The sequence below is a fragment of the Paenibacillus sp. FSL R5-0636 genome (genome assembly GCF_037974255.1).
GTDB lineage: Bacteria > Bacillota > Bacilli > Paenibacillales > Paenibacillaceae > Paenibacillus_AQ > Paenibacillus_AQ odorifer.
In genome coordinates this window covers 1,433,704-1,445,593 of the sequence record NZ_CP150232.1, presented here as the reverse complement: position 1 = coordinate 1,445,593, position 11,890 = coordinate 1,433,704, and the positions used below count along the sequence as shown (strand labels likewise).

Below are 11,890 nucleotides of genomic sequence, written 5' to 3'. Positions count from 1 at the left end.
TATCCTTGCTGATCCTAATAAAAAAGCCGTATTTCCGGGAAAAGACCGGAAATACGGCTTTGAATAGTTACATGTCTATCGCTTACCAGGATCGTATGGCTGACCTAATGCCTTAGGAGCAGAGGAACGGCCTACAGCCCCTACCAGTACGATGATAGTCAGTACATAAGGGATCATAAAGATAAACTCTTGAGGAATATTTTGTGACCACTCATACAATTGAACATAGTTGCGAATCGCTTGGGAGAATCCGAAGAATACCGCTGCACCAAAGGCGCCAAGTGGATTCCATTTCCCAAAAATCATCGCTGCAATGGCGATAAAACCTTGACCAGAGATTGTATTATGTCCAAAGGTTCCGGTTGTTGTTAAAGTGATTGTAGCCCCACCAATACCCGCCATCAATCCACTCAACATTACACCGATATATCTCATCCGATTAACTTTTACACCCAGTGTATCTGCAGCACTTGGATGCTCACCTACTGCACGCAAACGCAATCCAAATGGCGTCTTAAACAGAACCAAATAAATAACGATGACCAGTATTATGGCCAGATAAGTTGTAGGATAGGAATTAAAAATCCCTTCACCAATCACTGGGATTTTGGAGAGCCCAGGAATTGCAACCTTGCTGAATCCGTCAATGATCGGAGTTTCAGCAGATCCATCAAACAGGAGCTTTACCATATAGAGCGTGCTTCCTGCAGCTAAAAAGTTAATAACCGTACCACTAATCGTCTGATCAGATTTAAAGGTTATAGATGCAACCGCATGAATTAGTGAGCCTAGCACACCAACAGCTATAGCACAGAGTACACCAACCCAAGGAGCCCATTCGCCCATTCCAGCGTCCTGAGCATAATAACCGCCTACTGCTGCCGCAAAGGCACCAAACATCATCAAACCTTCAAGTCCAATGTTTACGACACCGGAACGTTCAGAGAAGATGCCACCAAGTGAGGCAAAAATGAGCGCTGTGGAAAAAACAAGCGTTGTATTAAGCAGTTGACCTAACGTCTGCAGATCCATCTATAACACCTTCTCTTTCTTGCGCTTGAAGTAAAAGGGCTTAAGCACCCAGCGCACAATCCCTTGTGCCGCAATAAAGAATATGATTGAACCAATAACGATACGAATAAGCTCCGGTGGAACATCTGCAGCAAAACTCATACCCGCAGAACCATAAGTCAGCGTACCGTAGAGAATCGCAGCCAGAATAACACCAAGTGGATGTGTTAAACCAAGAAGAGCAACGGCGATACCATCAAATCCATATCCTGGCGATGCCGCGAAAATAGCTTGATAATGGAATACACCAAGCACCTCTCCTGCTCCGGCCAGACCGGCGAATACACCACTTATGAACATTGCCTTCATAACGTTACGTCCAACATTCATCCCTGCATATTCGGCAGCATGTGGATTGTAACCAACTGCACGCATTTCGTAGCCCTGCTTGGTCTTCCATAAGTACACATAGAAGAATACCGCTGCAGCAAGAGCAATAGCTGTACCCCAGTGTAGACGTGCATTATCAAATATCGAATTCAAAAAGGTCATGGAAAGTGAGGCCGGAATATCCTCGGAACGATTTTGTCCTGGAAGCAACAAAAAGTTTCTAACGATATAATTCGACAGGTAAAGAGCGATCCAGTTTAACATGATTGTGGTAATAACTTCGTTAATCCCACGTTTTGCTTTCAAATAACCGGCAATCCCTGCCCATAAACCACCGCAGAGACCCGCAATAATTACAGCAAGCGGGACAAGCAGGAAGGACGGCAGACCTGCCATCTTAATACCCACCACTGTTGCCGCTGTCATACCAATCATTACTTGGCCATCTGCCCCGATATTAAACATCCCTGAACGGAATGCGAAAGCTACGGCTAGCCCTGTAAGCATTAATGGTGTCATTTCGCGCACAGCTTCACCAAAGTTATACAAATTACCAAACACCCGTTTGAACAGTGCGGAGTAAGCAGTTATCGGATCATAACCGCCCAGAAGCATAACTATTGCTCCCACAAGAAAACCAAGCACGATGGCAACCAGAGGAACGATGTAGCTGTCAGTTGTGAAGATTTTTTTGAACTTATTCAACTGCCTTACCTCCCCGCTGCAAGCTGCCTGCCATCATAAGACCCAGTTCCTGATCATTCGTATCTTGCGGGAACACTTCACCGACAATTTTCCCTTCATAGATAACAGCGATTCTGTCAGAAACGTTCATAATCTCGTCCAATTCAAAGGAAATAAGTAGAACAGCCTTTCCTTGATCACGCTGAGCTATGAGTTGCTTCTGAACAAATTCGATAGCCCCAACATCTAGACCGCGTGTAGGTTGTGCGGCAATTAACAATGTCGGATTTTTATCTATTTCCCGCGCAATAATCGCTTTCTGTTGATTTCCGCCGGATAAAGAACGGGCTTTGGTCTCTATTGAAGGTGTACGTACATCAAATTGCTCTATAAGCTTCGCTGCGTACTTATCAATGACATCATTTTGCAAAAAGCCATTTTTGTTGTAAGGACTCTTATAATAGGTTTCCAAAACCATATTCTCACTCATGGTGAAATCAAGCACTAACCCATGCTTGTGGCGGTCCTCAGGAATATGAGAGACATTCATCTCTGAAACCTTCCGCGGTGATAAATTAGCAATTTCATTGCCAGACACGGTAATCGAACCCGAATCAATTTTGCGCAGACCTGTAATGGCCTGGATCAACTCACTTTGTCCATTGCCATCTACGCCAGCAATCCCGAGAATTTCCCCTGCTTTAACTTCAAAGCTAAGACCATCCAGTACGGAAACCCCGTCTTTACTCTTACTGCTGACATCCTTCAGTTTGAGTACAGATTGGCCAACCTCAGGAGCTTTCTTGTCCACTTTGAAAGTTACGCCACGCCCAACCATTTTTTCAGCTAGCTCATTAGGGTTAGTCTCTGCGGTATTCACAGTATCAATTACTTTCCCACGTCTAATAATGGTGACCCGATCAGATATTTGCATGATTTCTTTAAGCTTATGCGTGATCAAAATAATGGATTTTCCCTCTGCAACAAGCCGCTTCATAATCGCCATGAGTTCCGTAATTTCTTGAGGCGTAAGTACTGCGGTCGGCTCATCAAATATGAGAATATCCGCTCCACGGTACAGGGTCTTCATAATCTCTACCCTTTGCTGCATACCTACCGAAATGTCATGAATAACGGCATTTGGATTCACTTGCAGGCCATATTGCTCCGATAGCTTCCGAACCTGTTCCGCAGCGGATTTATAGTCAATTTTAAGACCTTTTTTCGGCTCCATCCCAAGAACAATATTCTCGGTCACCGTAAAAGGCTCCACAAGCTTGAAATGCTGATGAACCATACCAATACCAAGCTCAATAGCTTTATTGGGGTTATCAATAATAACCGGTTTCCCGTCGATTTCAATACTGCCTTCATCCGGTTGATACAATCCAAATACAATATTCATTAAAGTGGACTTGCCTGCACCATTCTCACCAAGCAATGCAAGAATTTCACCCTTTTTAAGCGTCAAGCTAATGGAATCGTTAGCAACAATACCGGGAAAGCGTTTTGTGATTTGCTTCAACTCTACGACAGGAGCCGCAGCACTCATGGAATCACCCTCATCACAGAATATATAACTACCTTATAGACACGGATGTACCGCCCTTTGTAAGGCGGTATATCTATGTTCCTCATATCATAACCAGTGCTTTAACAAGGAATAAGGCCAGCACAACACCGGCCTTATTCTTTGATCCTTATTGTAATGCAATAAATGGAGACTAACTATTACTCGGAAGGAACAGTGATTGTTCCATCAATGATTTGTTTTTTGTATTCTTCAACTTTAGCCAGGATCTCTTCAGAAACGTTGTCCTTAGTATCAGAAATACCTACACCATTATCTTTCAGACCAAGAACGGTTGTAGTACCACCCTTGAACGTACCGTCAATTACTTCTTTAGAAACTTTAAGAACAGCTTCGTCTACACGTTTGATCATGGAAGTCAAAGTAACGTCAGTACCAAACTCGATGGATTGGTCTTTATCTACACCAATAACCCATACTTTAGAACCGCCTGCTTTGTTACGAGCTTTAGCTTCGTTGAATACGCCATTTCCTGTTTGTCCAGCAGCAGGGAAGATAATGTCGTTTCCGTCGTTATACAATGTAGCTGCAAGAGATTTACCAACGTCTGGTTTGTCATAACCACCAGCATAAGTAGGTGTTACTTTAGCTGAAGGGTTAACTGCTGCTACACCAGCTTTAAAGCCAGCTTCAAAACGTTTGATTACAGGGCTTTCCAGACCACCGATGAATGCAACTTTGTTAGTTTTTGTAGTCAGACCAGCAACCACCCCAACCAAGAAAGAACCTTCATTTTCGGAGAAAGTAACGGAAGCTACGTTAGGAGCTTCAACTACGCTATCAATGATAGCCAAGTTAGCATTTGGGTTCTCAGTAGCTACTTTTTTAATTGCGTCGCCAAGATCAAAACCAATACCCCAAGTCAAGTTGTATCCATCTTTAACGAAGGAGTTAAGGTTTGGCTCATAGTCAGCATTTGATTTACTTTGCAAGTACTTAACGCCACTACCTGTTTCTTTTTCAAGAGCTTGCAATGCTTCCCATGCGGATTGGTTAAACGATTTATCGTTTACGCCACCAATGTCAGTAACCATACCAAATTTGAAATCGGATTTAGGTGCGTTTGTTCCTGCATTGGTTCCTGCATTAGTTTCACCTTTAGCGGCGTTGTTATTGTTGTTTCCACAGCCTGTCAAAACGACTGTAAGAGACAGCAACATTGCAAGAGATAGCTTTAAACCTTTTTTCATTGAATGTAATCCCCCTTAAAATATTGGATGTCTTCTGTGTTCTGCTTGGACATTCCATTAGTTCAAATTATAACTGCAATAAAATCTAAAATCCAGTGCATAAATGACCTCAGGTCAATAATAATTTGCACTTTTTAGCAAGTAACCGCTTTCCATGACATAGCATGTTATAGTTATGTCTGGTTAATGTCAGAAACCCTGATTTTACTCTGTATAGTATTCCAACACATTACAAATATTATTGCACACTTAAGTGTTTTCTATTATTATGATTCCTTAGTAATTGCACTGAAAGGAAGTTATCAGATCATGACCGAAGAAATAAATCCACAAACAACACCGGCCTTCAAATATTGCCGTGAATCCCGTGTCTTCAAAACCGGACGCGTTTTCCCTAATGATGTCAATAATCACAAAACATTATTCGGCGGCAAGCTTATGAGCGGCATCGATGAAGTAGCCTCCATTTCAGCTATGCGCCATTGTCGGACTAACGTCGTCACAGCCTCTACAGACTCTGTAGACTTCTTGAGACCCATTCGGCCTACTGACTCCGTATGTTTTGAATCCTTCGTCTCCTGGACTGGACGGACAAGCATAGAGGTGTTTGTAAAGATCATTTCAGAAAATCTATATACTGGAGAGCGCGCTGTCGCTGCCACTTCATTTCTAACCTTTGTCGCAGTCGAAGAGGATGGCACACCTACTCCGGTTCCAGCTATTATCCCAGAGACAGACGAAGAGAAGCTGATCAATGAATCCGCTAATGAACGTTCCGAGCTGCGAAAAGTACGCCGCAACATCAGCAAAAAGCTCGCTGCTCAATTAAATACCATAAAGTATTGGGAATAGTTCTGCATCCGCAGAGCTTTTTCTTTTATGTAGGGAAACCCAATGCTGCTTCCTACCTATCTTACCGCACAAAAAAGCACCGCTGCATGGGCAACCCGCAGGCGGTGCTTTTCGGTTATATTACAACACTTACGCGTTGATTTTCTCTTTAGCAATACCAGCCAAGGAGTTGAATGCGTTAAGATCATTCACAGCCAGATCAGCCAGCATCTTACGGTTAACTTCTACACCAGCCAATTTCAGGCCGTATACAAGCTTGCTGTAAGAAAGACCGTTCAAACGAGCTGCTGCATTAATACGAACGATCCACAGTCTGCGGAAGTTACGTTTAGTTTGACGACGGTCGCGGTAAGCGTAAACCATCGATTTCATTACTTGTTCTTTAGCTGTTTTAAAAATACGGTGTTTAGAACCGAAATAACCTTTTGCCAATTTCAACACTTTTTTATGTTTACGACGAACTACAAATCCGCCCTTAACTCTTGCCATATTAATAAACCTCCCAAAAATGTGTAATAAACTATTTCAAGTTAGCCAATCCTTGTTTCAAACGTCTTACATCCCCAGGGGCCATTACTGGATTTCCGTTCAGAACGCGCTTAGCGCGTTTAGATTTGTGGGACAGCAAGTGGTTTTTGTGAGCTTTGTAACGTGTTACTTTACCAGTTCCGGTAATTTTGAAGCGGCCTTTCAGGCTGCTGTGTGTTTTCATCTTAGGCATGGTGTTTCCTCCTTGAATATTATGCGGCGCCAAATTGCAGATAAGCAAGTGACTCCAGATTTATTGAGCTTTAGGAGCCAAAATCATAATCATGCTGCGGCCTTCCAGCTTTGGCTGGCGCTCAACAACAGATATATCAGCCACTTCGTTCTTCACTCGTTCGAGGATTTTTTGGCCGATATTCGCGTGTGTAATCTCACGTCCGCGGAAACGTACGGAGCACTTCACTTTATCGCCCTCACCCAAGAACTTGATCACATTGCGGAACTTAGTTTGATAATCATGTTCCTCAATGTTAGCACGGAACCAGACTTCCTTGATATCAACGACCTTCTGGTTTTTACGCGCTTCCTTCTCTTTCTTCTGCGTTTCATAACGGAACTTGCCGTAATCCATGATGCGGCATACCGGCGGCTTAGCCTGTGGTGCTACATTGACTAGATCCAGATTAAGATCGATCGCCATTTGCAGCGCTTCGCGGATCGGTTTAATTCCGATTTGCTCACCTTCCGCACCAACCAACCGTACCTCTTTGGCCCGAATTTCATCATTGATCATATGTTCCTTACTGATAACTCTCCACCTCCGGATCTTTTTAACAACTATTCTCACGTAACTCCATAAAAAAGGGGTGCCGGTAACACCCGACACCCCGTGTTTGATCAACGTTCATGAACATTAACATTCATAAAGCATTGAGATCAAAACCAGCCGGCGAATATGCCAGTCAGGTGAGAAGCAGGTGCTTCTTCTTGCAATCCCTATGATTTGCGTACTTGAATACTATACACCACACTATTTGGGGTGTCAATCCTTTTATGCAGAAATTTCGTGAACTTTATACCTGCTTACTTTGTACCTCTTCAAGTCGTACTACGCGAGTATGCTTGGTATGGCTCCATTGCTTATTGTTCTGCGTGAAGAACGCATAGAACGTAATCGGATACCACGAGATCAAGTAGATCGGGAAGAATACAAGATAAGCATACACTTTCTTAAACGTAACCTTCTCTAATGCCATCGCAATACCAAAAGTCACCAGATTGGCGCCAATTGCTAGGAAGCTGAGCCAGATCGGCAAGCTGCCGTAAATGTTAGCGATATTCGGTCCGTTAAAGAACGCCATATCCACCCACATTACCGCCGTCATTAAAAAAGTGAGCAATACAATATATACATTCGCTCCATAAAGCGCGAGGTCAAACTTCGTTAAGCTGCGTTCTTTAATACTTTGCCAAAGCAATGGAAAAAAATAACGGCGAGCAACAGTGAAGTGCCCCTGCATCCAACGCAGACGCTGTCTTGAGGAGGCCTTGAAGGTTAACGGCTTCTCATCAAATACCTTTGCATCATAATTGAACTTAGGATATACACCATGTGCTGCACTACGCATCGTAAACTCCAAGTCCTCGACCAAACTTGTAGCTCCCCAGCCCATTTCTTTAAGAAGTGTGGTCTCAAAACACATTCCGGTTCCGCCAAGGAAGTTAGCCATATTTAAATTATGGCGTGAAAGTTGCCACAAACGGTTAATATACCAGTACGAAATACCATAAGCAGCTGTAATCCAGGAATCCTCTGGATTCTTGGTATCGATATAACCTTGGATTACCCGTGCACCTGAACAAAGATCATTATTCATCTCCATCAGGAACTCAGTATGCGCCAAGTTATCGGCATCGAACATGACAACAGCATCATATTGCCGCGGCATAGCCCACAGCTCTTTAAGCATCCATTCTATTGCGTAGCCTTTACCTCTCAGATTTGCATTGGTGCGGACACAAGCGTTCATGCCGTGTTCTCTAACGATGCGAGCTGTACCATCTGTACAATTGTCACAAATTACAAATACATCGTACAGTTCTGATGGATAATTAAGCTGCTTCAGATTCTCCATTAATGCGCCGACAACTTCTTCCTCGTTATGTGCGGCAACAAGTACGGCAAAAGATTTTTCCGGCTTATACTGCGTCTTTTTCTTTTTCCTGTGCAGCCCGAATAATGAAAACGTAAACTGATAGACTGCGATTGCTGCCAAGATCACTTGGAGCGTAACAAACAGTGCGTCTGTCATGACCTTTTGATGCCCCCTTTTTTCACTCTTGGTGTTCTTTTTTTTCTCTCTAGCTTGCTTGACGTTCTTTCTGACCCTTTTGTTGCATCCCTTAACAATAGACCAAGAGTATTCTTATTCTCGGCAGACTTCACAATTTTTATATATGCTGTTTAAAAGAATTCTATGGATTCCTTTTTTTGAATCCTTATTTATCTCTTACCCTTTTAAACAGGTTTAGTCTGCTTGAATCATTGTAAAGCGTAATAGTGCTCTAAGTCAAAACTGGCAAATTTCGAGTAAACCTGAGCTTTTCCTTGAAATGAACTACCTTTAAAAAGTATGATTAAGACAGATCTAAGCTATAGAACGGATTACTGCATTAACATCTGTTAACGGTAACCGGACTAGCGGAGGGAATTAGATATGAGACATTTATTCATGAAACTACATCTCTGGGAGCGGCATCTTTTTAAGTGGATCAACGGACGAATGCATAATCGTTTTTTGAACTTTTGGCTCTTTTACCTTACTCATTTGGGTGGAGCTACAAGCACGATTGTTATCAATATACTGATATGGGTATTAGCTCCTGAGCCTTGGAGAACTACAGGTTTACAAGCCTTGACAGCACTAGCTGTCAGCCATATACCCGTAGCTATCGCCAAAAAGCTGTACCCGCGAATGCGTCCATATCTGGCGTTACCGGAAACCAATACTTTTCGTAATCCATTAAAGGATCATTCTTTTCCATCTGGTCATACTACAGCTATCTTTGCTTCTACGGTCCCTTATATGCTGGCGTTTCCTGCTATGACCGTTATTCTGCTGCCGCTAGCTTGTATTGTCGGATTTTCTCGTATTTATCTTGGATTGCATTATCCATCAGATGTTATAGCTGGCGCAGTGATCGGTTCCTGCGTAGCAGCTGGTACTATAGCCTTATGGATGTGAAGCATTTATTGTTAATAACCGGGAAAACCCTTGAGAATAGGTGAATCAACATTGCGTAAAAAAAGAATCTTAATACTCTCGGAAGGTTTTGGCGCCGGACATACACAAGCAGCTTATGCGTTGTCGAGCAGTCTGCGCCAATTATCGCCTAATTTACAAACGAAGGTGCTAGAACTTGGGAATTTTCTAAACCCCAAGATGGCACCTATTATTCTGTCTGCTTACCGAAAGACGGTAACGACACAGCCAAAATTAATGGGTTATGTCTACCGTCACCAGAAATCATTTAATCGTCTTACCACGCTTGCCTTGCATCGTATATTTTATACGCATGCCAAAAATATTGTGAGACAACTGAAACCTGACGTAATTGTCTGCACTCATTTTATTCCAGGTGCTGTAGTATCCCGCCTAAAGAGACTAGATCCTACCTTAAAAGTGCCGCTCGTCACCGTTATAACAGATTATGATGCGCATGCTACCTGGATTAGCCCAGAGGTAGACCTTTATCTGGTTTCAACACCTGAGGTTAAATCCAAATTGCGCAGCCGAAATATTCCTGCCACGAAAATTCAGGTAACAGGCATACCGATACACCCTAATTTTTGGAAGCATCCCGGAAAGCAGGAGATTCGAGAGCAATTCAATCTGCGGGAGATGCCAACCGTTCTAGTCATGGGCGGCGGCTGGGGAATCATGAACGACCAAGTCGTAAATGCTTGTCTGGCGGAATGGCGTGACAAGATTCAAATTGTTTTCTGTCTCGGCAAAAATGAGCAGCTGCTAAAGGAAATGAAAGAAGACCCGCATTATAATCATCCTAATATTTCCTTAATCGGCTTTACGCGTGAAATCCACAAGCTGATGGAGGTCTCCGATCTGCTGGTTACAAAACCGGGTGGAATGACTTGCAGTGAAGGGCTGGCAAAGGGTATTCCCATGCTCTTCCATCACCCTCTTCCCGGTCAGGAGGAGGAGAATTGCCGCTACTTTACTGCAGCCGGCTTCGGAGAACCCATCGAATCTTTAGAGGTTGTCGAAATGTGGATGGAGCGCCTATTGAACAACTATGAGGATGTGCAAAACAAGCGCAAACTCCACCTTGAAGAAATCGCTCGCTATCACCCGTTACAATGTGCTCAGAGTATCATCGAATTATTGGAATAGTTAATAAAAAAAGCGGCAGCCTCCAAACCACATGGAGACTTGCCGCTTTTTTATTGAAGCATGCCTTATGGAGCAGTGCTTTGTAACTACAACCGATATTTATCCAATCGGGTAGCCTGATACTGTTTGAGTGCTTCTACGCCTACAATTGCCTCGCAACGATGGATATTCACGCCACGTCCGACAAATTTCGTCTCATATTCTGTCATGATATGATCCTCGTTGATGATGCCATCTGCATGTAGGTCCAAAGAAATATTTTTCATCTGCAAGCCAAAGTCCGCAAAGGCATTTAATGAGAACTCAAAAAGACTGCGGGAATCTGTTTTCAGATGAATTTCACCTAGATCGCTAAGCAAACCGCGATATTTGTCAAGAAAACGCGGATGTGTCAAACGACGCCGGGCATGCTTGCTTTTAGGCCATGGATCGCTGAAATTAAGATAAATCCGTTCAAGCTCTCCCGGAGCAAATACTTCCTCAGCATAATCGATATTTGCAAGTGCCAATTTCAGGTTAGGCGGTGTTTCATGTCCTGCAGGCTCCCATACTGCTCTAGCCTTATCTCCAGCACGGCGGATCAGCTCATCATACATATCCACTCCGATAAAGTTAATATCAGGATATTTAAAGCTCATTTGGCTAATAAACTGTCCTTTGCCCATTCCGAACTCCACATGGATCGGATGATCGTTACCGAACAGCTTGGACCACTCACCTTTATAACTCCGAGGATCTAGAATGACTAAATCCGTCTGTTCTTCCAAACTTTCACGTATTCCTTTTCTTCCGCGTAAACGCATAGGTATTCCTCCGATTATCTCTTATACGATAACTGTCACTTGCAATATTGTGCCGAAATTGTCCCAAAAAGTAAAGGGATTGCGGTAAAAAAGAAAAAGGAATTCTCTGGTTCAGCTCTTAAATGAGCTGTTCAGAGGAATTCCTTCGTTGTTGTATATTGGAAATAAATTTCGTTCTTGTCTGGCAGATCAGGATTTACTTTGTGTTTGTGGCAAATGTCTTTTTTTCGAATGCGCTACGAATTTTACGCTGCGCATCTGTCTTGATCTTAGGGTTGCCGTTAAATTCCACGCCCGTTAGTGCAAGGGCTTCATCTGGCGTTAAATGGACTTCAATCGAATCTTTACCCTCAGCATATACCGTTTGAGAATTCATTGCTATCACCTCACGGTTATTATTATGGATCGGACGACACGAAATTATGAACTCCTGGATGAATTTCTTTATGCCACAGTAGCTTTTCACACTCT

General features: G+C 43.1%; 13 protein-coding genes and 1 other annotated feature. Of the genes, 3 read left to right on the top strand and 10 right to left on the bottom strand.

What is annotated here, in order from left to right; genetic code table 11:
- Positions 1 to 75: 75 nt before the first annotated feature.
- The 4 genes from MKX34_RS06365 to MKX34_RS06350 form a co-directional block, all read right to left on the bottom strand.
- Positions 76 to 1,032 (bottom strand): ABC transporter permease, encoded by a 957-nt coding sequence (locus tag MKX34_RS06365; protein WP_036679496.1) that lies wholly within the window; start codon positions 1,030 to 1,032, stop codon positions 76 to 78.
- Complete coding sequence (locus MKX34_RS06360; protein WP_036679498.1) at positions 1,033 to 2,106, bottom strand: ABC transporter permease; 1,074 nt, start codon at positions 2,104 to 2,106, stop codon at positions 1,033 to 1,035.
- On the bottom strand, positions 2,099 to 3,637 hold the full coding sequence (locus tag MKX34_RS06355; RefSeq protein ID WP_036679500.1) for an ABC transporter ATP-binding protein: 1,539 nt from the start codon (positions 3,635 to 3,637) through the stop codon (positions 2,099 to 2,101). The genes MKX34_RS06360 and MKX34_RS06355 overlap by 8 nt, the downstream gene beginning before the upstream one ends.
- Positions 3,638 to 3,816: 179 nt before the next feature.
- A complete protein-coding gene (locus MKX34_RS06350; protein WP_036679503.1) occupies positions 3,817 to 4,866 on the bottom strand; it encodes a BMP family ABC transporter substrate-binding protein in 1,050 nt (349 codons plus the stop codon).
- A 309-nt stretch (positions 4,867 to 5,175) separates the two neighbouring features.
- On the opposite strand from MKX34_RS06350, the gene MKX34_RS06345 reads away from it, so the two are divergent.
- A complete protein-coding gene (locus MKX34_RS06345; RefSeq protein ID WP_051491073.1) occupies positions 5,176 to 5,718 on the top strand; it encodes an acyl-CoA thioesterase in 543 nt (180 codons plus the stop codon).
- 129 nt (positions 5,719 to 5,847) lie between these two features.
- On the opposite strand, the gene rplT is transcribed toward MKX34_RS06345, so the two are convergent.
- The 4 genes from rplT to MKX34_RS06325 form a co-directional block, all read right to left on the bottom strand.
- Entirely contained in the window at positions 5,848 to 6,207 is a 360-nt protein-coding gene (rplT, locus tag MKX34_RS06340; protein WP_036679505.1) for a 50S ribosomal protein L20, read from the bottom strand.
- Positions 6,208 to 6,238: 31 nt separating this feature from the next.
- Positions 6,239 to 6,439 carry a 50S ribosomal protein L35 gene (rpmI, locus tag MKX34_RS06335; RefSeq protein ID WP_036679507.1) on the bottom strand — a complete coding sequence of 67 codons (201 nt, stop codon included), beginning with the start codon at positions 6,437 to 6,439 and terminating at the stop codon, positions 6,239 to 6,241.
- A 60-nt stretch (positions 6,440 to 6,499) separates the two neighbouring features.
- Positions 6,500 to 6,997, bottom strand: coding sequence for a translation initiation factor IF-3 (gene infC, locus MKX34_RS06330; protein WP_036679510.1), 498 nt, complete (start codon positions 6,995 to 6,997; stop codon positions 6,500 to 6,502).
- A gap of 57 nt (positions 6,998 to 7,054) precedes the next feature.
- Positions 7,055 to 7,199 (bottom strand) — a sequence feature (ribosomal protein L20 leader region).
- A 78-nt stretch (positions 7,200 to 7,277) separates the two neighbouring features.
- The gene (locus tag MKX34_RS06325) at positions 7,278 to 8,516 is read right to left on the bottom strand and encodes a glycosyltransferase family 2 protein (RefSeq protein WP_036679513.1); all 1,239 of its coding nucleotides are present in this window, start codon (positions 8,514 to 8,516) and stop codon (positions 7,278 to 7,280) included.
- A 405-nt stretch (positions 8,517 to 8,921) separates the two neighbouring features.
- Between MKX34_RS06325 and MKX34_RS06320 the strand changes: the two genes are divergently transcribed.
- Both MKX34_RS06320 and MKX34_RS06315 read left to right on the top strand, forming a co-directional pair.
- Complete coding sequence (locus tag MKX34_RS06320) at positions 8,922 to 9,449, top strand: phosphatase PAP2 family protein (RefSeq protein ID WP_036679516.1); 528 nt, start codon at positions 8,922 to 8,924, stop codon at positions 9,447 to 9,449.
- A gap of 51 nt (positions 9,450 to 9,500) precedes the next feature.
- Complete coding sequence (locus tag MKX34_RS06315) at positions 9,501 to 10,616, top strand: UDP-N-acetylglucosamine--LPS N-acetylglucosamine transferase (protein WP_036679519.1); 1,116 nt, start codon at positions 9,501 to 9,503, stop codon at positions 10,614 to 10,616.
- Between the two features lie 86 nt (positions 10,617 to 10,702).
- Here the strand turns inward: MKX34_RS06315 and trmB are convergent, their stop codons facing one another.
- Both trmB and MKX34_RS06305 read right to left on the bottom strand, forming a co-directional pair.
- Positions 10,703 to 11,419 (bottom strand): tRNA (guanosine(46)-N7)-methyltransferase TrmB, encoded by a 717-nt coding sequence (trmB, locus tag MKX34_RS06310; RefSeq protein WP_076297757.1) that lies wholly within the window; start codon positions 11,417 to 11,419, stop codon positions 10,703 to 10,705.
- A gap of 196 nt (positions 11,420 to 11,615) precedes the next feature.
- A complete protein-coding gene (locus MKX34_RS06305) occupies positions 11,616 to 11,795 on the bottom strand; it encodes a hypothetical protein (protein ID WP_036679526.1) in 180 nt (59 codons plus the stop codon).
- Between the last annotated feature and the right edge of the window lie 95 nt (positions 11,796 to 11,890).